This window comes from Halorientalis sp. (genome assembly GCF_028275115.1).
Taxonomy (GTDB): domain Archaea; phylum Halobacteriota; class Halobacteria; order Halobacteriales; family Haloarculaceae; genus Halorientalis.
This window is the reverse complement of the sequence record NZ_JAQCNH010000069.1, coordinates 1-22,545: the sequence shown is the minus strand read 5'-3', so window position 1 is coordinate 22,545 and position 22,545 is coordinate 1. Positions and strand designations below refer to the sequence as shown.

General features: G+C 64.7%; 21 protein-coding genes. 9 read left to right on the top strand and 12 right to left on the bottom strand.

All coding sequences use genetic code 11. The features are described 5' to 3' along the window. Nucleotides 1-190: 190 nt before the first annotated feature. Entirely contained in the window at nucleotides 191-355 is a 165-nt protein-coding gene (locus Q0964_RS09600; RefSeq protein WP_299266531.1) for a DUF7556 family protein, read from the bottom strand. A 284-nt stretch (nucleotides 356-639) separates the two neighbouring features. Here Q0964_RS09600 and Q0964_RS09595 point away from each other — a divergent pair, with 284 nt between their 5' ends. Genes Q0964_RS09595 through Q0964_RS09585 form a run of 3 tightly spaced genes read left to right on the top strand, consistent with a single transcriptional unit; the run spans nucleotide 640 to nucleotide 3,850 of the window. Next, on the top strand, nucleotides 640-1,491 hold the full coding sequence (locus Q0964_RS09595; RefSeq protein WP_299266528.1) for a CBS domain-containing protein: 852 nt from the start codon (nucleotides 640-642) through the stop codon (nucleotides 1,489-1,491). Then, a complete protein-coding gene (gene glyS / locus Q0964_RS09590) occupies nucleotides 1,488-3,257 on the top strand; it encodes a glycine--tRNA ligase (protein ID WP_299266525.1) in 1,770 nt (589 codons plus the stop codon). Before Q0964_RS09595 ends, glyS begins: the two co-directional genes overlap by 4 nt. Next, nucleotides 3,257-3,850, top strand: coding sequence for a diacylglycerol/polyprenol kinase family protein (locus Q0964_RS09585; protein ID WP_299266521.1), 594 nt, complete (start codon nucleotides 3,257-3,259; stop codon nucleotides 3,848-3,850). The genes glyS and Q0964_RS09585 overlap by 1 nt, the downstream gene beginning before the upstream one ends. Before the next feature lie 3 nt (nucleotides 3,851-3,853). Here Q0964_RS09585 and Q0964_RS09580 read toward each other — a convergent pair whose 3' ends face one another. The 3 genes from Q0964_RS09580 to Q0964_RS09570 all read right to left on the bottom strand — a co-directional run bounded on the left by Q0964_RS09580 (nucleotide 3,854) and on the right by Q0964_RS09570 (nucleotide 6,872). Beyond that, nucleotides 3,854-5,443 carry a hybrid sensor histidine kinase/response regulator gene (locus Q0964_RS09580; RefSeq protein ID WP_299266518.1) on the bottom strand — a complete coding sequence of 530 codons (1,590 nt, stop codon included), beginning with the start codon at nucleotides 5,441-5,443 and terminating at the stop codon, nucleotides 3,854-3,856. After that, nucleotides 5,436-6,050 (bottom strand): hypothetical protein, encoded by a 615-nt coding sequence (locus tag Q0964_RS09575; protein ID WP_299266516.1) that lies wholly within the window; start codon nucleotides 6,048-6,050, stop codon nucleotides 5,436-5,438. The genes Q0964_RS09580 and Q0964_RS09575 overlap by 8 nt, the downstream gene beginning before the upstream one ends. A 222-nt stretch (nucleotides 6,051-6,272) precedes the next feature. Then, the gene (locus Q0964_RS09570; protein WP_299266513.1) at nucleotides 6,273-6,872 is read right to left on the bottom strand and encodes a PaaI family thioesterase; all 600 of its coding nucleotides are present in this window, start codon (nucleotides 6,870-6,872) and stop codon (nucleotides 6,273-6,275) included. A 137-nt stretch (nucleotides 6,873-7,009) separates the two neighbouring features. Here Q0964_RS09570 and Q0964_RS09565 point away from each other — a divergent pair, with 137 nt between their 5' ends. Next, nucleotides 7,010-9,607, top strand: coding sequence for a DEAD/DEAH box helicase (locus Q0964_RS09565; RefSeq protein ID WP_299266511.1), 2,598 nt, complete (start codon nucleotides 7,010-7,012; stop codon nucleotides 9,605-9,607). Nucleotides 9,608-9,686: 79 nt separating this feature from the next. Here Q0964_RS09565 and Q0964_RS09560 read toward each other — a convergent pair whose 3' ends face one another. From Q0964_RS09560 to Q0964_RS18625, 3 genes are all read right to left on the bottom strand, one after another. After that, the gene (locus tag Q0964_RS09560; RefSeq protein ID WP_299266508.1) at nucleotides 9,687-10,391 is read right to left on the bottom strand and encodes an Sjogren's syndrome/scleroderma autoantigen 1 family protein; all 705 of its coding nucleotides are present in this window, start codon (nucleotides 10,389-10,391) and stop codon (nucleotides 9,687-9,689) included. 76 nt (nucleotides 10,392-10,467) lie between these two features. Beyond that, a complete protein-coding gene (locus Q0964_RS09555) occupies nucleotides 10,468-10,932 on the bottom strand; it encodes a PAS domain-containing protein (protein ID WP_299266506.1) in 465 nt (154 codons plus the stop codon). A 127-nt stretch (nucleotides 10,933-11,059) separates the two neighbouring features. After that, on the bottom strand, nucleotides 11,060-11,185 hold the full coding sequence (locus Q0964_RS18625; RefSeq protein ID WP_475405790.1) for a hypothetical protein: 126 nt from the start codon (nucleotides 11,183-11,185) through the stop codon (nucleotides 11,060-11,062). A gap of 153 nt (nucleotides 11,186-11,338) precedes the next feature. Between Q0964_RS18625 and mdh the strand changes: the two genes are divergently transcribed. Then, nucleotides 11,339-12,253, top strand: a complete 915-nt coding sequence (mdh, locus tag Q0964_RS09550; protein WP_299266504.1) for a malate dehydrogenase — start codon at nucleotides 11,339-11,341, stop codon at nucleotides 12,251-12,253. Nucleotides 12,254-12,589: 336 nt separating this feature from the next. Here the strand turns inward: mdh and Q0964_RS09545 are convergent, their stop codons facing one another. Genes Q0964_RS09545 through Q0964_RS09535 form a run of 3 tightly spaced genes read right to left on the bottom strand, consistent with a single transcriptional unit; the run spans nucleotide 12,590 to nucleotide 14,320 of the window. Beyond that, nucleotides 12,590-13,300, bottom strand: a complete 711-nt coding sequence (locus Q0964_RS09545) for a Zn-ribbon domain-containing protein (protein ID WP_299266501.1) — start codon at nucleotides 13,298-13,300, stop codon at nucleotides 12,590-12,592. Continuing rightward, nucleotides 13,300-13,686 carry a DUF2073 domain-containing protein gene (locus Q0964_RS09540; RefSeq protein ID WP_299266499.1) on the bottom strand — a complete coding sequence of 129 codons (387 nt, stop codon included), beginning with the start codon at nucleotides 13,684-13,686 and terminating at the stop codon, nucleotides 13,300-13,302. Before Q0964_RS09540 ends, Q0964_RS09545 begins: the two co-directional genes overlap by 1 nt. Before the next feature lie 4 nt (nucleotides 13,687-13,690). After that, the gene (locus tag Q0964_RS09535; RefSeq protein ID WP_299266495.1) at nucleotides 13,691-14,320 is read right to left on the bottom strand and encodes an Era-like GTP-binding protein; all 630 of its coding nucleotides are present in this window, start codon (nucleotides 14,318-14,320) and stop codon (nucleotides 13,691-13,693) included. Nucleotides 14,321-15,631: 1,311 nt separating this feature from the next. Between Q0964_RS09535 and Q0964_RS09530 the strand changes: the two genes are divergently transcribed. Further along, nucleotides 15,632-17,275, top strand: a complete 1,644-nt coding sequence (locus Q0964_RS09530) for a Cdc6/Cdc18 family protein (RefSeq protein WP_299266492.1) — start codon at nucleotides 15,632-15,634, stop codon at nucleotides 17,273-17,275. Between the two features lie 18 nt (nucleotides 17,276-17,293). Here Q0964_RS09530 and Q0964_RS09525 read toward each other — a convergent pair whose 3' ends face one another. Next, nucleotides 17,294-17,980, bottom strand: a complete 687-nt coding sequence (locus Q0964_RS09525; RefSeq protein ID WP_299266489.1) for a S24/S26 family peptidase — start codon at nucleotides 17,978-17,980, stop codon at nucleotides 17,294-17,296. Nucleotides 17,981-18,086: 106 nt separating this feature from the next. Between Q0964_RS09525 and Q0964_RS09520 the strand changes: the two genes are divergently transcribed. Further along, nucleotides 18,087-19,817 (top strand): DNA-directed DNA polymerase II small subunit, encoded by a 1,731-nt coding sequence (locus Q0964_RS09520; RefSeq protein WP_299266488.1) that lies wholly within the window; start codon nucleotides 18,087-18,089, stop codon nucleotides 19,815-19,817. Between the two features lie 17 nt (nucleotides 19,818-19,834). On the opposite strand, the gene Q0964_RS09515 is transcribed toward Q0964_RS09520, so the two are convergent. Continuing rightward, nucleotides 19,835-20,218 carry a hypothetical protein gene (locus Q0964_RS09515; protein ID WP_299266487.1) on the bottom strand — a complete coding sequence of 128 codons (384 nt, stop codon included), beginning with the start codon at nucleotides 20,216-20,218 and terminating at the stop codon, nucleotides 19,835-19,837. A gap of 156 nt (nucleotides 20,219-20,374) precedes the next feature. On the opposite strand from Q0964_RS09515, the gene Q0964_RS09510 reads away from it, so the two are divergent. Together Q0964_RS09510 and Q0964_RS09505 are read left to right on the top strand one after the other, a co-directional pair. Continuing rightward, entirely contained in the window at nucleotides 20,375-21,565 is a 1,191-nt protein-coding gene (locus Q0964_RS09510; RefSeq protein ID WP_299266484.1) for an aspartate kinase, read from the top strand. A gap of 123 nt (nucleotides 21,566-21,688) precedes the next feature. Continuing rightward, nucleotides 21,689-22,545, top strand: an 857-nt coding sequence (locus tag Q0964_RS09505; protein WP_299266481.1) for a hypothetical protein, incomplete at its 3' end; no start/stop codon positions are given.

Sequence of the window (22,545 nt, the reverse complement as noted above, 5' to 3'; positions counted from 1 at the left end):
TGACGGGTCAAAAATCTTCATCGTTCGCGCCGATCGACCCCGACGGCGACGGCTTGTACGAGACCGCCTGGCGCGACGTCTCCGCTTTTTTGAACGGTCGGACGACGGTCCGTCGCGGCGCTCGGGACTTACTTTTTCGCTATACCACGCCCTGGCTGGGGTCGGTTACTGAACGAGAGCGCAACGGGCCTCAACACCACTCGTTGAGCGGAGCGGCGTCTGTAAGCGGGATGGACGCCCAGGCGTCGTCCTGACACGGGTATGCAATAATGAACTGGTCGACTTCGCCGCTGTCGACCGAGCCCATCGCTTCGCAGTCTACGACTGATTCCCTGGCGGCGCCATCCTGTGGCATGCATGTCACTCTTACGCACGGCAATAAAAATGTGCCGGATTATTGTGGTTCTCTTTACGATGCTGGTCGGGTCGGTCCGTCGGGTCGGGTTGCTCGGGTCGACCTGACGCGACCGAGCAGTTCGTGTCGACCCAGCGAGGCCAGACCGCTCGCGTCGGTCCGGTAAGACGTGTCTGCTCGTCTCGGCGCCCGATAGCGGTTCAGGGGGTAGCAACGGCATCGGTCGCCGGGAGGCGGGGCCAATGTGAAGGCATTAGTAGGTGCGGACAGGAGATGCACCCAATATGAAGGTCGCAGACGCCATGACGCCCCGTTCAGCGGTCGTCACGGTCGAGTTGCCAGGGACGCGTGACGACGTCCTCGAGTATCTCCAAGAGCGGGCATTCTCCTCGGTTCCCGTTATCAACGAGACCGACGAGGGCGAGGAGTTCCGTGGACTGGTCTCCCGGGACGCGCTGATCGAACGGCCCGACGAGGACCAACTCGCGTTGCTGGTCGAGGAGGTGCCGACCACCACGGCGGACACAGACCTCACCGACGTCGCGGAGTTGATGGTCACCGAGGGTGCCCGACGCGTCCCCGTCGTCGACGGGCAACTCGAAGGCATCGTCACGGTCACCGACGTGGTCCACGCCATCGCCGAGGGTGAGGTCGACGGCGACAGCGAGGTCGGTGGGCTCGCGACCCGGGAGATCAACTGTGTCTACGTCGAGGCCCCGCTGCCCATGGCCGAGCAGGAACTCTCCCATGCGGGCGTCCCCTACGCGATCGTTCTCGACGACGAGGGCGACATGGACGGCATCATCACTGAAGTCGACATCCTCGAGGTGGCCCGCGTCGTCGAAGGCGAAGCCGACACCGGTGAGTCCATCGCCGACGACGACGACGACTGGAAGTGGGAGTCGGTCAAGGCCGTCGGCAACAGCTACATGCCGACCCGTAACGTCGAGATTCCCGCCAAACCGGTCCGAGAGTTCATGAGCGGCGGGGTCGTCACGGTCTCGAAGCACCGGACGGCACGGGACGCCGCCCAGTTGATGATCGACAACGACATCGAGCAGATTCCGCTCGTCTCGGGCGACACCCTCGTCGGCGTCGCTCAGGACGTCGACCTCCTGCGTGCACTCTACCGATGACCGACGACACAGCAGCCGACCGACTCACGGAACTGGCCAAGCGACGGGGCTTTTTTTTCCGGTCCAGCGAGGCCTACGGCGGCGTCTCCGGATTCTACGTCTACGGTCCCGAAGGGGCAACCCTGAAGGAGAACCTCGAAGACGCCTGGCGCGACCGCTTCGTCCGGCGCGAGGGCCACATGGAGATCGAGGCCCCCAACGTGATGCCCGAACCCGTCTTCGAAGCCTCGGGCCACCTCGACGGCTTCGACGATATGATCGTCGAGTGCCCGGAGTGTGGGGCCTCCCACCGTGCCGACCACATCGTCGAGGACAACACCGACATCGAGGAAGCCGAGTCCATCGCCATCACGGATATCGAGGAGATCGTCGCCGAGAACGACGTGGTCTGTCCCTCGTGTGGCACCGAACTGGCGGGTGAACCGGTCGAGGACTTCAACCTCATGTTCGAGACGACGATCGGCCCCGGGAGTTCGTCGCCAGGCTACCTGCGCCCCGAGACCGCCCAGGGTATCTTCGTGGAGTTCCCCCGGCTGAAAGAGTATGCACGCGGCCAGTTACCGTTCGGTGTCGCCCAGATTGGCGCGGCATACCGCAACGAGATCAGCCCTCGCAAGGGACTGGTTCGGCTCCGGGAGTTCGCACAGGCCGAACTCGAGCACTTCGTCGACCCCGAGACCGACGACCCCGACCTGGAGTCCGTCGCGGACGTCGAGGTCACGCTCTATTCGGAAGCACAACAGGACGACGAGGACGGCGAACCGGTCGAACTCACGGTACAGGAGGCCGTCGAAGCGGGCGTCGTCGGCAGCGACTGGGTGGCCTACTATCTGGGCGTCGCCCAGGGCTGGTACGAGCGCATCGGCGTAGACATGGACCGGTTTCGGTTCCGCCAGCACCGCTCTGGCGAACTCGCCCACTACGCCGCGGACTGCTGGGACGCGGAAGCCGACACCAGCGCTCCCGGGGCCGACCCGGACTGGATCGAGATCACCGGCTTCGCCTATCGGGGCGACTACGACCTCACGAAACACGGCGAGTACGCCGACGACGACTTCACGATTTTCAAACAGTACGACGACCCGATCACCGTCGAGCGTGCCACCGTCGACCCGGAGATGAGCTACCTCGGTCCGGAGTTCGGCGGCGACGCCGCCGCCGTCGGCGAGGCCTTAGAGGACCTGGCCGAGCGGGACCGAACTGCCTTCGATGACGACACGGTGACCGTCGACGTGGATGGCGACGAGTACGCGGTCCCCGTCGAGAAGACCGGCTTTTCGATCGAGGAGGTTACCGAGGCCGGTGAGCACGTCACGCCACACGTCGTCGAACCGTCGTTCGGTGTCGACCGGTTGGTGTACACCGTACTCGCGCACACGCTCGAACGTGACGACGCGGGCGAGGACGCCGACGAGGACCGTACCGTCCTGACCCTGCCGCCGGAGCTGGCACCGACCACGGTCGCCGTTTTCCCGCTGATGGACAAGGATGGCCTGGGTGAGCGGGCCGGCGAGGTCGCCGAGCGACTCCGCCAGGCCGGCTTCGAGGTGGCCGAGGACGCGTCCGGCTCCATCGGCCGGCGCTATCGACGGCAGGACGAGGTCGGCACGCCCTACTGCGTGACCGTCGACTACGACACACTGGAGGACGGGACGGTGACGGTCCGCGACCGTGACACGACGGCCCAGGCCCGCGTCCCGGTCGACGACCTGCCAGGGGTCGTCGCAGACCTCCGGGCCGGCGAGACGACCATCGGCGACCTCTGATGGCCAACGAGGCCGCACGCCGACTCGTTCACGCGAGCGGTGCAGGGGTGCCTGGACTCTACCTGCTGGACCTGCTCACGTGGCCCCAAATCAGGTACGTTCTCGTCGGCGGACTCGCGCTCACGATTGTTCTCGAAGTGGCTCGACTGAGTTTCGGTTTCCAGTGGGTCGTCTACGACGTACTGACCAGGGAGTACGAGCAGGACAGTCCGGCAGGATACGCGCTGTACGTGTTCAGCGGGTCGATAACGGGACTCCTGTTCGGACCTGCCATCGCCGTCCCCGCTATCCTTATTCTCACGCTCGCAGACCCGGTTTCCGGCCTGCTCAGCGACGACGAACTCCGGACGGTCAAGCGACCGCGCGTCCTCGTCGCGATGTTTCTGGTCAGTACCGGACTGGCCTACGGGTCGAGCGCGTTTTTTGGATTCGGTCTGCCGTCGTCGGCGGTCCTCCTCGGTGGGCTGGGTGCGACGGTGGCCGACGGTGTGAAACCCGTACTCAGAGGGTACGTAATCGACGACAATCTGACCATCCCGCTGTTCGTCGCGGGTGCGATGACCGTCGGAATCGCGCTAGCGCCGACGGTCTGACCGTCACTCGACCCGCACGCCGCTGATCAGGACCCGCGTGCCGGTGTCGGGCGAGTCGGCGTTTGCCTGGGCCCCGGTGGGGTCGGCGATATCGACCGCCCAGCCGTGCGCCCTGGCGATCTGCTCGACGATGGCCAACCCGAAGCCGCTCCCCCTCTCGGCGGTGGAGTAGCCGGACTCGAACACTTTCTCCTGTTTATCCTCGGGAATCCCCGGTCCGTCGTCCTCGACGTAGAGGCCGACGACCTGTGTGTCGTCGCCGTCGACCACAGTCGTGGTGCCCAGAGAGACCGTCACGTCGGTCGTCGCGTGCTGGGTGGAGTCCGCCTGGGCCTGCGAGCGGTCGCTCGTGGCGCTGTGCTCCACGGCGTTGCGGAAGAGGTTCTCGAGGAGTTGCTGGAGGCGGCTCTCGTCGGCCTGGACCGTCGGCGCGTCGTCGAGTTCCAGCGTGGCGTGGTCGTCCCCCGCCATCTCCCAGGCGGCGCGGGCGACTGTCGACAGTTCTATCGGCTCGAGGTCGACCACCCGTTGGCCCTGCTGGGCCATGGTCAGCATGTCGCTGATGATGGCATTCATCCGGTCCAGTGCGCGGCCGAGGCGGTCGAAGTGGTCGGGCAAATCGTCGCGGCGGTCGGGGTCGTCGAAATCCTCGACGACCAGGTCGAGCGTCGTTCTGGCGACGTTCAGTGGGTTTTTCAGGTCGTGAGAGACGGCACTGCGGATACCCTCTAGCTGGTCGTTCTGTCGTTTCAGCTTCTGTTCGTGCTCGCGGAGTTCGGTGATCTCCCGTGAGTTGACGACGAACCCCTGCACGTCGGGGTCGTCGAGCAGGTTTCGGCCCCGGGATTCGAGGACGGGCCAGGAGCCGTCGGGGTGTTTGAACCGGAACTCGACGGTCGGCTGCTTGTCGGGGTGTTTGACAGTCTCGAAGAACTTCTCCATGGCCTCGTCGCGGTCCTCGGGGTGTGCGTAATCGAAGATGTACTCGCCGACCATCTCGCTCGGTTCGTAGCCGAGGATGTGTTCGGCCGACGGGGAGAGATACTCGAAGCGCGCGTCCGGGCTGACGACCGAAATGACGTCCGTCGAGTGTTCGATGAGCCTGCTGAACCGCTTCTGGGTCTGCTCGACGGCCTTCTTAACACGGTACTGTTCGACCAGATTGACGATTCGGTTCGCCAGCACCGTGTACTGGCCCTCGTCGGGTTCTTTCTGGAGATAGTCGGTGACGCCGGCCGAGATGGCCTTGCTCGCGATCTCCTCGCCGCCTTTGCCCGTAAAGAGGATGAACGGGAGGTCGGGGTACTCCTTTCGGACAGCTTCCAGAAACTCTAATCCGTCGGTCCGTGGCATCTCGTAGTCGCTGACGATACAGCCCACGTCGGCCTCACGGAGCAACTCCAGTCCCTCTTCGGCGCTGGTCCGGGTCGTCACGTCGATGTCCCGGCGTTCGAGCATCGTCTTCGACAGCGAGAGCATGTCCGGGTCGTCGTCGACGTGCAGGATGGACACCTGCCCGTCGTTCTCGTCGCTGGTGATCGTGGCGTCGGCCAGAGGACCGGGTGAGAGTCCGGTCGGCGTATCGTCAGTCATGCGCCTCTAGTATCGACTTGAAGTATGGCACCATCACGTCCGTCGCCTGCTGCCAGTGCCGGTCCGTATGCATGTCGTGTAGTTCGACCGCCAGTGCGTACCGGGCCGCCTCCGGCCCGAACCCAGACTGTCCGTATCGGGGCTTGCGCGGGTACTCCCCGTCGCTCATCGCCGCGCGGAGCTCGATTGCCTGGGCTCGTTGGATGGGCGTCCAGTAGTCCCGGCCGGTTTTGTGGTTGCGCCAGGCTGTCGTCGACAGTTCCGCATACCGCGGGTTCATACCGACGATGGACGCCCGTTCTCGGAACTTCTCGCGGACGGATTCCCAGTCGGCGTCCGCGAGCTTGTCGGGGTCAATCTCGCCGTCGGCCATCTGGTTGACCTCGGTGTCGTCTTTGGCCCACAGGGCTTCGACGTACGCTGTCGCCGCGTGCGTCGCGGTTTCGATATCGATGTGTGAGAACTGGAGCGAATCGACGGTACCGAACGCCTCGATGGCCTCGTCCCGCTGTTTCCGGTCGTGGGCCTGAAACCCCAGACAGATCTGCTCGGCCATGTGCTGGGCCGTCTCGTGGCGTGTCCAGTCCTGGCTCTCGAGGTCACGCATCGGTCATCACTTGGGATGTCCCCCGCTGTCCGCGACGGGTCGTGACCGGGTGGCGTCGGGCCGAGACAGGGCAGCCCACTACGGGCGGCCGACATCCCGGCAGCAACGCCCGAGACTCCCGATTTCCCGACATTCGTGTACTATCTTTCTGGCGGCTCCAGCCATTAGTATCTCGGCACGTTTCGAAGTTCGATTCGCCGGACTGTCGACCGTGGCGACGGGTTACCGGCCGTCGGCGTCCTCGTCGCGGAGGGTCATGCAGACGCTCTCCAGGCTGGCGACCAGTTCGTCGTCGGGACCGGTCACGTCACACTCGACCAGCCCGACCGTCCGACCGTCGTGGGTGATGGTCGCCGTCGCGGTCAGGGGCTGGTCCCACACCGGCCGCAGGAACTTCACGTCGAGTTCGAGCGTCGTGAACGACTCGTCGGGGCCGAGCGTACTCCCGTACGCGTACCCCATCGCGGCGTCACCCAAGTCACAGAGGACACCGCCGTGGAGCGTCCCCATCGGATTGGCGTGTTCCGGCCCGGGCTGGAGCGACAGAACCGCCCGTCCCGGCTCGGCGTCTTCCAGCTCGAACCCCAGCAGCTGCCCGACCGGCGGCCCGAAATCGGCCAGCGCCGCCATCGTCGCGGCCTGTCCCTCCCCCATCGGTGGGTCGCCACCCTCGTCGGTGAACTGCGCGATGGACCGCTGTAGCTCCGCGTGGTCGGCCGCCAGCGTCTTTAGCGTCTCCGCAACCGCCTCGTCGTCACCACCCAGTCGCTCGTACACGTCGCCCGGCAGGGCAACCGTCGTCTCTCGCTGTTCGTCTGCCATGCCTCCCGGTTCGCACCACGGGGTGCTAAGACATGGGTTCGTGGAGACACACCGACTCGGCGGCCGCCGTCCGGGCCCGCTTCACTTCCACCCCGGTACGCGAAGCTTTACCCGCTATCGTCGGTTAGACGGGAACGATGGCAGCGACCGACGAGGTCGGACACGTTGAACACCCCCTGTTGGCCGAGGGGCTGCTGGAAGACCGGCGGTACCAGGTCACACTCGCCGACACCGCCGCCGACGACCACACGCTGGTCTGTCTCCCGACGGGGCTGGGTAAAACCGCGGTGAGTTTACTGGTTACCGCCGACCGCCTCGACGAGACGGGGGGCAAGGTCCTCTTTCTCGCGCCGACGAAGCCTCTCGTGACTCAACACGCCGAGTTCTACCGCGAGGCCCTCGAAATACCCGACACCGGCGAGCAGAGCTCGACGAACTCCGGTGACGGTGAGGTCGTCGTGTTCACCGGCGAGGTCAGCCCCGACGACCGGGCCGACCTGTGGGACGACGCCCGCGTCGTCGTCGCCACTCCGCAGGTCGTGGAGAACGACCTCGTGGGCAACCGCATCTCGCTCGCCGACGTGACACACCTGACCTTCGACGAGTGTCACCGTGCCAGCGGCGACTACGCATACAACTACATCGCCGAGCGCTACCACGACGACGCAGACGACCCGCTGGTAACCGCGATGAGCGCCTCCCCCGGCGGCGACGAGGAGGCGATTCTTCAGGTGTGTGAGAACCTCGGTCTTCGGGAGGTAGCGGTGATGACCGAGGACGACGCCGACGTGGCCGAGTACACCCACGAGACCGACCTCACCTGGAAGCGTGTCGAGTTGCCAGAGGAGGTGATCGAGGTCCGGGACGCCCTCAACGACGTGATCTCGGACCGGCTGGGGAAGCTCAAACAGCTCGGCGTGACGAACAAGACCAGCCCGGAACTTTCCGAGAAGGAACTCGTCCGGATCCAGGGGAAACTCCGGGAGCTGATGAACAACGACCAGTCGGAGGGGTACAAGGGGATGAGTCTCCACGCCGAAATTCGAAAGCTCAACACCGCGGTCAACTACGTCGAGACACAGAGTGTGGAGTCTCTACGCCGGTACTTCGAGCGACTGAAGCAGGCCGCCCGCGCCTCCGGGGCCTCCAAAGCCGACCAACGGCTGGTGTCCGATCCCAAGGTTCGAGAGGCGATGCGCCGCGCGACGGACTACGACGACCTCCACCCGAAATTCCGGCAGGCCCGCATCCTGCTGGCCGAGACCCTCGGACTGAACGACGGCGAGCGTGTCATCGTCTTCACCGAGTCACGGGACACCGCCGAGACCCTCGTCGAGTTTCTCGGCGGCCACTTCGAGACTCGAAAGTTCGTCGGGCAGTCCGACACCGAGGGCAGCGACGGGATGACACAGAGCGAGCAACAGGAGACACTCGACGCCTTTCGGGCCGGCGAGTTCGAGGTGCTGGTTTCGACCTCCGTCGCCGAGGAAGGACTCGACGTGCCCGAGGTCGATCTGGTCCTCTTTTATGAACCCGTGCCCACCGCAATCCGGTCGATTCAACGGAAAGGCCGAACCGGCCGCCAGGCCGAGGGGCGCGTGATCGTCCTGCTGGCCGAGGATACCCGCGACGAGGCCTACTTCTGGAAGTCCCAGAACGACGAGAAGCGCATGGAACAGGAGTTGCGAGACCTGAAATCCGTGGCCGGCGAAATCGAGTCCGAACTTCACGAGACGAGACTCGACGACTACGCAGACGCCGGCGACGATAGTGAGACTGATATATCGGATACTGGAGACGAAATGAAGGGGTCGGCCGGCGACCACCGGACTAACCGAGGAGCGAGTCAGTCGTCGAGTCAGACTGCAGGACAGTCCGGCCTCTCGGCGTTCGCCGCCGACGGAACGGATCGCTCGGTCGACGGTTCGGAGACGGGCGGGTCGACCGCTGACGGGTCGGCAACCGGCGAGGGAACGGGATGCGGCACGGTCGACATATCAGCTGGTGGAGGCGAAACGGAGGGGTCCCGTGGGGGCGGAGACGGCGACGATGGCGTCGTCGCCGAAGCCGAACCCGACGGCGAGGCGGTCGAGGTCGTGGCCGACCAGCGTGAATTGGATTCGACCATCGCCCGGGACCTCTCGACCCGGAACGGAATCGAGACTCGACTGGAGACGTTGGCGGTGGGCGACTACGTTCTCTCGGACCGGGTCGTAGTCGAGCGGAAGACTGTGGGCGACTTTCTCGACACACTGACCGGCGGGGACCGCTCGATGTTCGAGCAGGTCGGCGACGCCACCCGCCACTACGCCCGCCCGGTCGTAATCGTCGAAGGCGAGGACCTCTACGGCGAGCGCAACGTCCACCCCAACGCTATCCGGGGGGCGCTGACCTCCCTTGTCGTGGACTTCGGCGCGAGCATCCTCCGGACCGACGACGAAGACGACACTGCTGACCTGCTGGAGGTGATCGCCACACGGGAGCAAGAACAGGACGACCGTGAAGTGAGCGTCCACGGCGAGAAACAGTCGAAGACTCTCCCGGAACAACAGGAGTACGTCGTCGCGTCCATCGCGGAGGTCGGACCTGTGACCGCACGCGCGCTGCTCGAACAGTTCGGCACCGTCGAAGCAGTCATGACTGCGAACAAGGCGGACCTCCAGGAGGTCGACGGTGTCGGTGCGGTGACCGCCGAACGCATCCGGGAGGTCGTCGGGAGCGACTACGGAGGGTAGAGGTGGGCGTGCCCGCGCGGACAGAGTGGGTCGGGCAGGTTCTGCCGAGCGACGCGAGGCAGGGTTCGGCGGGGGACGTTCAGTCGGCGCGCTTGACCGCCGCGAGCGCGTCGGCGGCTTCCTCAACGGCTGCGAGGTAGGCCCGCGTCCGTTCGAGGTCGTCGCTGGCTTCCGCCTGTCTCGTCAGCCGAGTGATAGTCCGCGTCAGCGAGTCACGTGCGCCCGCGAGTTCGCTCGTCCCACCGGTCGGAGTCGGGTCCGGTGCAGTGGCCTGAGGTGGTTTCGCGGACTGGCCCCCCGTTTCGACTGCGTCCGCGACCGACGGGTCGATGCTCGTCGTCCGATCGGCCGGGGACGGTTCCGCGCCCGAAGCGTCGGGGTCGGTGCGCCCGCCGGCCGTCACGTCGGTGGCGTCCGCGCGGGCATCGGCCTGTCCGTTCGCGGCGTGCTGTGACGGGTCGGCGTCGGCCGCTGTGCCGGCGTCCGACTCGCCGGTGTCCGGTGTCTCGCCCGCGGTGGACCCGGCATCGGCGGCGTCGGCTCGCTCATCGGTGGCGTCGCCCGCCTCCTCGTCGGCCTCGGCGATTACCTCCTGGCAGGTCGAGCAGAACTCCTGGCCCTCGTAGCGGAAGATGGGGTCGCCACAGGTGCCACAGTGGGCGTTAGTCATGGTCGCACCCTTCAGCAGGAGGTCGCTCATGCGTTCGGTCGCTTCGCGGTCGTCGTCGCGCTCGTACTTCTCGCGCAACTTTTCTCGTTCGGCTTCCTTGTCGAAGTCACTCATACACGGGTAGAGACGGTCGGACGAAAAATGACTTGCGGGGTCGTCTGGTGAGCGGGTCGTGCGGTCGGCCGGGCCGTCACCGCGGCGTGGTGGAGGAGCGAGCGGCCTCGGTCCCGGTGGCATCCCAGTCCGTCGGGTCGTCCCCGCCGTCGTCGGCCCGGCGGAGCGAGAGCGTCACGAACGAGCCCTCGCCGGCCTCCGCCTCGTCGCCGACGACGCCCTCCAGTTCGTCCGCACGTCCGAGGATTACGGTCACGTCACCGAAGACGACACCACGGCCGGTGAGTCGGTCGTGGTGGTCGTAGAACGGCGTGACGTGGCAGTCGTACGTGCGTCCGGTTCCGTCGATGGTCGCAGTCACGGTCCGGCCGTCCAGCCCCGACAGGTCGGCCTCCGGAAGCACCGTCTCGATGTGGGCACCCTCCGTCGGTGTCGGGTCGAACGTCCGTCGACCGGCGGCGTTGACATCGACGATTTCGCCGGTGCCGTCGACGACTATCAGCCCGTCGCCTATCCGCTGAAACGTCCGTTCGCGGGCCACCCGCGAGCGGTCGGTCAGGTCGAAACGGAAATCGAGAGTCCGAACGACAGCGCGGCGACCGACAGGGCAAACGGCGTCAGATCGAGGTCGGTGATCGGGCCCGCCCGCAGCGTGAACAGGACGTGTGTCAGCATCGACGGCAGTCCGCCGAGAACGCGAGCGGTTCGACGGCCAGAACGGCGACCCGTCGGCGCGTCAGCCAGCGGTCTACACCGATGAACGGCAGGGAGAACAGGACCCACAGCGTCGGCACCGTTCCGCCGAGCGCAGGTGCGACCTACTGTCGGGAAACCTGTCCGACCGGGATCATGTAGCCCACCTGGAGGCGGCAGCGAGGAGGCCGACGAACGTGCGAGCGGATCAAAAAGAAGAGTTTAATTCACCGGGGCTGGGAATTTCAGCCGATATGACGAAAGTTAGCATAGTGGGCGCGGCGGGTACTGTCGGTGCCGCAACGGGGTACAACATTGCCCTCCGCGACATCGCGGACGAGCTCGTCTACGTCGACATCCCGGACCAGGAGGACGTGACCGTCGGGCAGGCAGCGGACACGAACCACGGGGTCGCCTACGACTCCAGCACGACGATTCGGCAGGGAACCTACGAGGAGACCGCCGGCTCGGACGTCGTCGTCATCACGGCGGGGCTGCCGCGCTCGCCGGGCCAGACCCGAATCGACCTGGCCGACGACAACGCGCCGATCATGGACGACATCATCAGCCAGCTCGAGGAGCACTCGGACGACTTCGTCTCGATCACCACCTCGAACCCGGTCGACCTCCTCAACCGCCACCAGTACGAGGTCGGCGACCGCGACCGGCACGAGGTGATCGGCTTCGGCGGCCGGCTCGACTCCGCGCGGTTCCGCTACGTCCTCTCCGAACGCTTCGACGAGCCCGTCCAGAACGTCGAAGCGACGATTCTTGGCGAACACGGCGACGCGCAGGTCCCCGTGTTCTCGAAGGTCCGCGTCAACGGCACCGACCCCAAGTTCTCCGGCGACGAACGAGAGCAGATTCTCGAAGAACTCCAGGAGAGTGCCATGGACGTCATCGAGCGCAAGGGCGCGACCGAGTGGGGCCCCGCCACGGGCGTCGCCCACATGGTCGAGGCCATCGTTCGGGATACGGGTGAAGTCCTGCCCGCCTCGGTCAAACTCGACGGCGAGTACGGGTACGATGACGTGGGACTGGGCGTTCCGGTCAAACTCGGCGCGAACGGCGTCGAAGAGGTCGTCGACTGGGACCTCACCGGCGACGAGGAGGAGTTGCTCGACGAGGCCGCCGACAAGCTCTCCCAGCAGTACGACAAAATCGCCTGATCGGTCGACTGCGGACCGGAAAACCGGTTTCTTTTGACAGTGCCGCTTGGTGACTGCCGGACCGACCTTTCAGCGGCCGGTGTGGCGGTTCGCGTCGTCGCGATACCGTGTCCCCGGAGCGCCGTTTTCCCGCCCAGTCGGAGCCGGCTCGGAAACCTGTTCTCCGACGTCTTCTCCTACGAGGGCGGCCCACTCGTCAATGTGGGAATCGTTGTGGTGTCGCATGGTGCTCAGAGAAGAATATTCGGCCATTTATATAATATTTATGTCAGCGGTAGAGTACGTTGGCTGCGCGGCGCGTCGTCCAGCGGCGGTGGTGACAGGCGCCGGAGCCGGTCAGTCGTGCCAGTTTTCGGGTACCTGAATCGTGTACCGGCCGTCCTCCTGGAGGGCGATGATGTACTCCTCGCGGTCGTACAGTTCCATCAGGTTGAGTTCGTACTGGCCGGGGCTCAGGACTTTGATGCTCTCGAACTGGTCGTTGAGTTCCTCGCGGAGTTCGCTGAGGTCTGGACGGTCCTCGCTCGGTTCGCCGGTGTCGGGGTCGCTCGCGTCGGCTGGTGAGTCGGTGGGGGCGCTCCCGGACGTCGGGTCTGTCGCTGAGTCCTCGGTCATCGGAGTCTCGTCGGTGGGAGGCGTATCGGTTCCTGCGGGAATCTCGTCGGGGCTGACGACTTCGCTACGAGCGTCGGCCTGTGCTGCGTCCTCAGGTGAGTCTGGTGCTGGGGCCGACTCCGACGGAACGGAGCCGGCGGGGGCAGTGTCCTGGCCCGACGGGTCGTCGTCAAGTGCGTCCGCGGACTGTGAACGACCGGAACCCCCTACCAGGTCACGGACGGTCGCGGCCGCGTCCCCGACGGTGCGGGCCACGGAGCTGTCAGGTGCCGGCTGGTCCGGTGGTTCTGCCGACGGCTCCGGTCCTTCGGGCACGTCCTCGGTGGAGGCGTGGAACTGAAACTTGTTCCCGCCACAGTCGGGACAGCCTGACAGCATCTCCTTTGAGCCGTCGTCGAACACCTGGCCACAGCTCGTACACTGGTGGGGCATTATTTCCGTGAGACCAGGGCGCTAATCAGCGTCTCGTCTTTGTGCAGCGTCTTGATCTGGTTTGCCGGTCCGATAACGGTCAGTTTCTTCGTCTCGTCGTTCCCCATCAGGCGGTTGAGGAGTCCCGAGTCCGTGCTGCCGGACTGTGGGTAGGTCTCGATTTCGATTCCGTTGAACTCGTCGGGACTGATCTCTGTCATGGTGACCTCGATGAGCCGTGACTCCTCGTCGGGCGAGAGCCCCTCCTCGAGGATGACGATGTTCCCCTCGTGGACGCCGTCGAGGATCATCCGGATTTTCTCCATGGAGGTCATGCTCTCCATGCGCTCGCCGCTGATGAGGTCGATTTGGACGCCGTCGTCGTCCGCTTTTTTCACTTCCGGCATGCGATCACCCGAAGTACTCCGCGATCTTGTCGTAGACCTCGTCCATGTTGTCGCCCTCTAGCGCCGAGAGGGGCAGCGTCTCGTGCTGGGGGAATGCGTTCTCGATACGGCGCACGTTCGAGCCCTCGAGGTCGGTTTTGTTCGCGAGGATCAGGACGGGGAGGTCCTGGCTTTCGATAATGCCGACCAGCATCGTGTTCACCTGTGTGAACGGGTCTTCCGTCGAGTCCAGTACGTAGAGGACACCGTCGACGTCCTCGCGTAACCAGTGCATGGCCTCCGCGACACCCTCCGTGGCCTCGCGGGAGCGACGGACGGCGTCGTCTTTCTCCATGTCGTGTTCGAGGAACTCGGTGTAGTCGACCTTGGTCGTCACACCTGGCGTGTCGACCACGTCGATGGTGACCGACTTGCCGTTGCGCTCGATCTCGACGTTCTCCTTCCTGCGTGCGCGGCGTGTTTCGTGTGGAATGTGACTCTCCGGGCCGATAGCGTCACCTGTCCAGTCGCGAGCGATGCGGTTCGCCAGCGTCGTCTTCCCGGCGTTGGGTGGACCGTAAATGCCGATTCGCTTCGGGTCCTGCGCCGAGAACAACGACGAAATACTGTCTCGGATGTCCGTGATCAGTCCCATCCTGGGCCTCCCGCTCTCTCCGTGAGAGAGCTTCTGCGGGTATTTCCCGACCGAATCAACTTAAGTGTACGTCAGACATACATAAATATTCAGACACTGTCTGGCCCGGACAGCGGGCACGTGGTGAGGGTGTAAGTCGTCGAAACACGGGGACGGGGTGGAGATACGGCCCGGAGTCAGCGAGAGACGAGTCTCCCCGGCCCGGAAAGGCGACTTGTGCGGGGAAGATGGGGAGCAGTCGGGCTAGACGGAGCGCAACAGGACGGACAGGTCGACGGGACGGTGCGGACCCGAATCGGTGCAGGTGCTGCCAACGAGAGTGGATACCACGATACTGTCTCCCGCGGACCGCCTCGAGGACCGGGTGTGAGTGGACGGAACTGGATCCCCCCACCCCTTCGTTTCAGGTGGAACAGCAGAAACGACGGGCCGGGGGGAAGAGACTGACTGCTCCAAGGAATGCGGCATTCCAGGCGGAAGCGGCCCTCTAGCCCTAGTTCTCGCTGTACTAGACAGTTCTTCTCACTGTGGTCTAGCAATGTACTAGCTCCACTAGAAGAAGACAGATTTTGATAGTTTGCAGATACTGTTTTTTTTGTAATTACTTATGCTTTTTCCTCTCTAGACAGGGGGGTCCCCCCACCCATTCTTTCTCCACTCCACCCGAAACGAAGGGGTGGGGGGTTTCACCGTTCCTCCTCCTGTCGAGCCGAACTCCCGCGCAGAACTCCTACTGTTCTCCCGGTTCGGCCGCTCTTTGGACGGGGAGCAGTCGACAACTCCTGTCCCGGTGACCGACGGCCGTCGAACCGTGATCAACGGCCCCATCCAACCGGACCGCCGCTGCTCTCACTCGGCGTACCCTTTCTGTTCCGGTCTACACCAATCGTCTCACCGGCACACGTATTACCCAGCTCGTACAGCACGAGTCATCGCGGGCAACGACTGCGACCGCCAACGATCAGTTACTCGCACTGACGGTCCGCCGCTTCGTGCTTCGGACTCGAACGCCACCCTGGCGGCTCACCCCACGTCACTCGAACTACAGGTACACCCCCGACTCGCGTCCCGTTTGCTCCGGACCGAGACCACCGACTGCCCGGTCTGAAATCTGTCGCAATCACCGTATACTGATACCTATTGATCCCTCAACAATCGAAATATTTAATAGGTCGTCAACCACGGGTTCTTGTGGTTCAACTGGACGTCCCCGAATGGCCCGATTCCCACGGAGAACGGCTCTCCGTACGGTCACGGACCGTTACTGGGACGCAGGGTGCGCCTCTCCACCTGAAACAGAGGGGTTCGTATATGACAGATAGTGGGCAAGAATCCGACGGACCGGACACGGGAGTGGGGGAGTCAGAGTGGCGAGACGGGTCCGCCGAGCAGGCGCCGGTCGACGAGACCGCTGACGAGGACCGATCTAGTGTCGACGTCGGGACGACCGATACCGACTCGTCGCTGGACGACGTGACACTCGACGACGCCGACGAGGACGGCGACCTCGACGAGGCCTCCCGTGGGCTGTTCGACGACCTGCTCAGCGGCGCGCCTATCTTCGAGAACAAAGAGGTGCTACGCCCGTCGTACACGCCGCGAGAACTCCCTCACCGACAGGAGCAGATCAACAACATGGCGACCATCCTCGTCTCGGCGTTGCGCGGGGACACGCCGTCGAACATCCTCATCTACGGAAAAACCGGGACTGGCAAAACCGCGAGCGCGAAGTTCGTCAGCGAGGAACTCGAAACCACCTCCCAGAAGTACGAAGTCCCCTGTGAGGTCCAGTACATCAACTGTGAGGTCACGGACACACAGTACCGTGTCCTCGCGCAACTGGCCAACAAGTTCATTCACAACAATCGAGAGGTTATCGACGACCGCATCACCGAACTGGAACAACTTCACGAGCGGGCCGCCGAGGACATCTCAGTCCTCGAATCGGCCGACGGAAGCGCACTCGACACAGGGGTATCGGTGGGCTCCAGTCCCGGCATCGACGAGGTCGAGACCCTCGACGGACTGAACGCACTGATAGCGGACCTGGACGAGGACCGCGCGGAGTTCGAGGAGGTGCCCATGACAGGGTGGCCGACCGACCGCGTGTACAACAGTTTCTTCGAGGCCGTCGACTACCACGAGCGCGTGGTCGTCATCATGCTCGACGAGATCGACAAGCTCGTCGAGAAATCCGGTGACGACACCCTGTACAACCTCTCCCGAATGAACTCCGAACTCGGCAACTCACGGGTGTCTATCATGGGCATCAGCAACGACCTGAAGTTCACCGACTTCCTCGACCCCCGCGTCAAGTCGAGTCTCGGCGAGGAGGAGATCGTCTTCCCGCCTTACGACGCCAACCAGCTCCGAGACATCCTCCAGCACCGCGCCGACGACGCCTTCGAGAAGGCTGCGCTCTCCGACGACGTGATTCCACTGTGTGCGGCCTTCGCCGCACAGGAACACGGTGACGCCCGCCGGGCGCTGGACCTCCTCCGGACGGCGGGAGAACTCGCCGAGCGGGGCCAGACCGAACGCGTCGAGGAAGACCACGTCCGCCGCGCCCAGGAGAAAATCGAACTCGACCGCGTGGTCGAAGTCGTCCGCACACTGCCCACGCAGTCGAAGCTGGTCCTGTTCGCCATCATCCTCCTCGAAAAAAACGGCGTCCACAACATCAACACGGGAGAGGTGTACAACATCTACAAGCGCCTCTGCGAGGAGATCGACGCCGACACCCTCACCCAGCGCCGTGTCACCGATCTCATCTCGGAACTGGACATGCTAGGAATCGTCAACGCCGTCGTCGTCTCGAAGGGTCGGTACGGTCGCACGAAAGAAATCAGCCTCTCGGTCCCCACCGACGAGACGGAAGCGGTCCTGCTCAGCGACTCCCGACTGGGCGACATCGAGGACGTCCAGCCGTTCGTCCAGGCGCGGTTCGACAACTGAGCGACGCGTCGCCGACGTTCAGGCTGCTACCGCGATGGCATCGGTGGTCCCGACCGGACTGGTCTGGAAGTTGAGTCGGAGCCAACCGAGCCCGGGCACGCGGAACTCGGCAGTGCCGATCACCCATTCGGGCCTGACGGGTCTGGAGACGCCTTGAACCTGGTCGTACTGCATATTCGTCCGGGGGTTGTCCCCGCGGGTAATGAACGCGTCGTGTTCCGCGGGACAGTGCTCGAGGTCGTCACAGGAGTCGACGTCTTCCGGGAGGTGCTTGGGGTCAGCCGCGTCGTACCAGTTCTCTCCCTCCTCGACGTAGAACTGGGCGCGGTGGATAACCGGCGTCGCTCGCCCGTCGCCGTCGGGTTCGTAGACGATTACGTCACCCGCTTTGTTGAACTTCCGGTAGTCACTCCCGGTGCTGCTGTAGACGGTTGCGACGCCGGTCCCTTCGATGGCCCGGTCGCTGGAGAACCGGTCTTCTTCCATCACGAACACGAGGTCGCCGACCCCGATGTTCGGCTGCATGCTTCCACTCTCGATGGCGACCATCGGCGGCCAGACGCCGCTGATGGCGAACAGCAAGACGCCGATACCGACGACCGCCAGGACGCTCGTGGCGAAATCGTCGAGGAACGACCCGCCACGCTCGCCGTCGTCGGGGGGGTTCGGCCCCCGGCGTCTCCCCTCGTCGCTGGGCTCGGTCATTGTCACCTGCTTGTGCCGAACCACGCTTCAACTTTCTGCCTCTCCGTGATCGCCGGAGAGTTCCGGGTCCGATACGCTTTAGCTTCGTCACCCGCTCTGTGGATTCGTGCCACTGGAGACGTCCGCTCGCATCGTCGGCGCACTCGCCACGCGAGGGTACAACGCCGACCGCGAGGCCGTCACTCTGCTCGCGAACGCCGACGACCCGGCCGGTGCCATCGAGCGCGCACTCGAAGCCGCGCCCGACGACGCGATCAAACTCTCGGCCGAACACGTCGAGGCGGCGCTGGCCGAGTCCCAGGCCCGCCCCGACCGCCCGACAGCCGGGACCACCGCGGACGACTCCACAACCGAAACGACGGATCCGGACTCCGAGGGTGCCGCAAACCCCACGGGACCGAGTCCGACGACGACGACCGACGCCACGGAGTTCAACCCCCCCGTTTCGACTGGAACGACCCCGAATACGTCGGTTAGATCGGAGGCCGACGTTCCACCTGAAACAGAGGGGTCTGCCGACGCGGCGGGGCCGTCGAACGTGGCCGGATCGGACGCCGTGGAGAGTGGTCGTCGGGCGACGGGTTCCTCGACGACCGGCGAGCGACCAGTCGACACGTCTCTGCACGACCTGACGGTCAAAGGGGACATGACCGGCCAGTCGACAGGGACCGGTGAGTACAGCGACTTCGTGGCCGTGTTCCGTGACCGCTACGAGCGACTCAACGGCCAGTTGCGTGGTCGGGTCAACCACCGGCCGACGAACACGCTCTCGGCGATGACAGGGGGGAGCGAAGCGGCTATCGTCGGGATGGTTTCGGACATCCGTTCGACGGCCAGCGGGCACTGGCTGGTCGAACTGGAGGACACGAACGGGGTCTACCCCTGTCTGGTCATGAAAGACCGGGACACCGCAGAACAGGTCGACGAGTTGCTCCACGACGAGGTGATTGCCGTCGAGGGGACGCTCTCGGACGACAACGGTGACGGCGACGGCATCCTGTTTGTCGACGACATCTACTTCCCCGAGATTCCGCGCACATACCAGCCCTCAACGGCCGACCGGGAGGTGAGCGCCGCTCTCGTCAGCGACATCCACGTCGGTAGCCAGGAGTTCATGTCCGACGCCTGGTCGCGGTTTGCCGACTGGCTCTACACCGACGAGGCCGAGCGGGTCGAGTACCTGTTGATTGCGGGCGACATGGTCGAAGGCGTCGGCGTCTACCCCGACCAGGACGAGGAACTGGACATCGTCGACATCTACGACCAGTACCGGGCGTTCTCGGAGTTTCTGAAGGAGGTTCCGGGTGACATGGAGGTCGTAATGATCCCCGGCAACCACGACGCCGTCCGACTCGCCGAGCCACAACCCGGGTTCGACGAGGAACTCCGGGCGATCATGTCGGCTCACGACTGCCGAATCACGTCCAACCCCTCGACGGTAACCGTCGAGGGCGTCTCCGTTCTGATGTACCACGGTGTCTCGCTGGACGAGGTGATCGCGGAGTTGCCTGACGAGAAGGCAAACTACGACGAGCCACACAAGGCGATGTCACAGTTGCTGAAAAAACGCCACGTCGCGCCGCAGTTCGGCGGCCACACCCGGCTAGCGCCAGAGGAGAAAGACCACCTCGTAATCGACGAGGTTCCCGACGTCTTCCACGCCGGCCACGTCCACAAGTTCGGCTACGGCAAGTACCACAACGTTCTCACAATAAACAGCGGGTGCTGGCAGGCTCAAACCCCGTTTCAGGAGAGCGTCAACATCGACCCCGACTGTGCGATGGCCCCCATCGTCGACCTCGACACGCTCGACCTGACGATCCGGAAGTTCGCCTGAACACGGCGCGTGCTCCGTTACCCATCCAGCCGGTACTTCACTGTCGGTGTCCCCTCGAACAGCGGTCCGGAGCCGACGCGATCGAAGCCGGCGTCGTCGGCGGCCGACTGGACCACGTCGTCGGGTTCGGGGACGAGCAACTCGACGGCCATCCCCTCGCCGCGGGCGAACCGGACGGGTTCTTCGAGCAACCGGTCACAGACCGCGGGTTCACCCTCCAACTGTGTGACGTGGACGGTCTGTGCGCGGGCGTCGTAGCTGACGAAACCCACGATCTCGTCGCCCCGCTCGGCGACCCGGACTGTCCGGTCGTGGACGAGGTTGCGCATCACGTCTGTCGGGGCGTCGGTCATTTCCGACAGCCGGCCAGCATCGGCCTCCACGGCATCACGGACGTCCATGTTTGTGCATGGCGCTCTCCGGGGAAAATAGTTGCTCCGCGGCGCCCGTCCGAACCGGGCGTTTGGCCCCCAGCCGTTGCTAATGAACACAGTTATGCCGGGGGCTGGTCAACGCTGGCACATGAGTAACGCACGCACGCCGGTGGTGGTGATCGTATGCGCGTAGTCGCAAAATTCGGTGGGACGAGCCTGGGGAACGGTGACCGGGTCAACCGGGCCGCCGACTCGATCTCGGCGGCTGTCGAGGCAGGCCACGAGGTCGCCGTCGTCGCCAGTGCGATGGGGTCGACGACCGACTTCCTGATCGACGAAATTCAGTACGAGGCCGAAGAGGCCGACCGCGCGGAGATCGTCAGCATGGGTGAACGCACCTCCGTCCGTATGCTGAAGGGTGCGCTCTCGGCCCGCGGTGTCAACGCCGTCTTCCTCGAACCGGGGAGCGACGACTGGCCGGTCATCACCGACGAACACGGCGAAGTCGACGTGGCGGAGACCACACGACGCGCGACGGTTCTGGCCGAGGAGATGCACAACGACGACCTGGTGCCGGTCGTTACTGGCTTTCTCGCACAGGACCACGCCGGTAACGTGACGACGCTGGGCCGTGGTGGCTCGGACACGACGGCCGTCATGCTCGGGAAACATATGAACGCTGACGAAGTCGTCATCGTCACCGACGTGGAAGGCGTCATGACCGGTGACCCCCGTGTCGTCGAGGGTGCGCGTAACGTCGGCGAGATCACAGTCGACGAACTCCGCAACCTGTCGTTCCGCGGTGCCGAAGTCGTCGCCCCGAGTGCCCTGACCTACAAAAGCGAGGAGATGAGCGTCCGCGTCGTCCACTACCAGCACGGCGATATCATGACCGGCGGGACTTCCATCGAGGGACAGTTCGAGAACCTCATCGACATGCAGGAAGACCGGATGTCCTGTCTTACCGTCGCCGGCCGCGCGGTCCGGAACGAACCGGGCATCCTCTCGAAACTGTCGACGGCCCTGGCCGACGCCGGCATCAACGTCGACGCCGTCTCCTCCGGGATGGACTCGATTACCTTCTACATCAACGACGACCACGCCGAGGAGGCCGAGACGCTGCTGCACGACGAGGTCGTCGAGTCGAGCACGCTCTCCTCGGTCACCGTCGACGACCCGTACGCCGTCATCCGGGTCACCGGTGGCGAACTCCAGACGCAACCGGGCATCGTCAACCAGATTGTCGCCCCCCTCGCGGACGAGCACATCAACGTCCAGGACGTGATCACCAGCGCCACCTCCGTCGCTGTCTTCGTCGACTGGGAGAACGGTGAGGAGGCACTCAGCCACATCCAGACCGTCTTCGACGACTGATCCCGTCCCGATTCCTGTTCGATACTCTGTCACTCGAACTGACATCAAAAACCATTCGTATCTGCTGAATACTTTTTCAGTATCCGCCCTGAACGAAACCCCCAATCGGGTGGAACGAAAACGATGACCACGACACGACAGCGCGTGGCCGCCCTGGCCCTCTGTGCGCTCGCGCTCGCGAGCGTCGCGGTCGTCGCAACGGGGCCGGCCGCGGCACAATCCGACGACGGCGTATCGAACACGACCGACACGACGAACGCGACGGGGGACCTGACCCTGGACGCGTCGTTCGCGGCCCCGCAGTGGCCCTCCAGCGACGTGACGGTCTCGGAGACGCACAACCCGCTGACGCTGACCGCGAACCGGGCCAACTACACTGTGACGGTTCGCAGCGAGGAACTCGACTCCTCGACGCTGGCCGACGTGTTCGCGGACGAACTGGCGACAGACGACCCGGCCGTCGCCGACTTCGGCGAGACCGAGGGCGGCCTGTTCCGCATGCGCGTGCTGGACCGGAACGCGACGATCCTGGCGAACTTCACGACCGCCGTGACCCAGCCGTACACCTTCGAGTTCGAGGCCGGGAACGCGACCGCGACCGCGACGACTGAGATCGTCCGCTGTACGTGTCGCGGGGCTGGCTTCCTCGACGAGGGCCGTGAGGGTGCGACGTTCACGACCGGGCAGTCGGGCGTCGTCACGCTCCCGATCGGACTCAAGGACGTCGACGAGTTCGAGGTGCACACCCGCGGCGACGACGTGGACATCACCGCGACCGTCGTGGACGGGAACGACGATGACCGCGTCACCCTCGCCGCGAACACGCACCTGCTCGGTCGGAACGCGCCCTTCGACGACCACGCGCCCCCGTACTGGACCGAGCGCGGACTGTGGGTGACCGACGCCGCCGACAGCATCGAGTCGGTCGAGGTCCGGGAGGGACAGGGTGGCGACAACCCGCTCCCCGTCGGGGAGTACGA

Bases quoted from the DNA above. Each gene is read 5' to 3' on its own strand.
- Q0964_RS09565 (WP_299266511.1), top strand. From the start codon at position 7,010: ATGGCAGCGACCGACGAGGTCGGACACGTTGAACACCCCCTGTTGGCC.
- Q0964_RS09570 (WP_299266513.1), bottom strand. From the start codon at position 6,872: ATGGCAGACGAACAGCGAGAGACGACGGTTGCCCTGCCGGGCGACGTG.
- glyS (WP_299266525.1), top strand. From the start codon at position 1,488: ATGACCGACGACACAGCAGCCGACCGACTCACGGAACTGGCCAAGCGA.
- Q0964_RS09595 (WP_299266528.1), top strand. From the start codon at position 640: ATGAAGGTCGCAGACGCCATGACGCCCCGTTCAGCGGTCGTCACGGTC.
- Q0964_RS09585 (WP_299266521.1), top strand. From the start codon at position 3,257: ATGGCCAACGAGGCCGCACGCCGACTCGTTCACGCGAGCGGTGCAGGG.
- Q0964_RS09600 (WP_299266531.1), bottom strand. From the start codon at position 355: ATGCCACAGGATGGCGCCGCCAGGGAATCAGTCGTAGACTGCGAAGCG.
- Q0964_RS09535 (WP_299266495.1), bottom strand. From the start codon at position 14,320: ATGGGACTGATCACGGACATCCGAGACAGTATTTCGTCGTTGTTCTCG.
- Q0964_RS09575 (WP_299266516.1), bottom strand. From the start codon at position 6,050: ATGCGTGACCTCGAGAGCCAGGACTGGACACGCCACGAGACGGCCCAG.
- Q0964_RS09510 (WP_299266484.1), top strand. From the start codon at position 20,375: ATGCGCGTAGTCGCAAAATTCGGTGGGACGAGCCTGGGGAACGGTGAC.
- mdh (WP_299266504.1), top strand. From the start codon at position 11,339: ATGACGAAAGTTAGCATAGTGGGCGCGGCGGGTACTGTCGGTGCCGCA.
- Q0964_RS09540 (WP_299266499.1), bottom strand. From the start codon at position 13,686: ATGCCGGAAGTGAAAAAAGCGGACGACGACGGCGTCCAAATCGACCTC.
- Q0964_RS09580 (WP_299266518.1), bottom strand. From the start codon at position 5,443: ATGACTGACGATACGCCGACCGGACTCTCACCCGGTCCTCTGGCCGAC.
- Q0964_RS09545 (WP_299266501.1), bottom strand. From the start codon at position 13,300: ATGCCCCACCAGTGTACGAGCTGTGGCCAGGTGTTCGACGACGGCTCA.
- Q0964_RS09530 (WP_299266492.1), top strand. From the start codon at position 15,632: ATGACAGATAGTGGGCAAGAATCCGACGGACCGGACACGGGAGTGGGG.
- Q0964_RS09525 (WP_299266489.1), bottom strand. From the start codon at position 17,980: ATGACCGAGCCCAGCGACGAGGGGAGACGCCGGGGGCCGAACCCCCCC.
- Q0964_RS09560 (WP_299266508.1), bottom strand. From the start codon at position 10,391: ATGAGTGACTTCGACAAGGAAGCCGAACGAGAAAAGTTGCGCGAGAAG.
- Q0964_RS09515 (WP_299266487.1), bottom strand. From the start codon at position 20,218: ATGGACGTCCGTGATGCCGTGGAGGCCGATGCTGGCCGGCTGTCGGAA.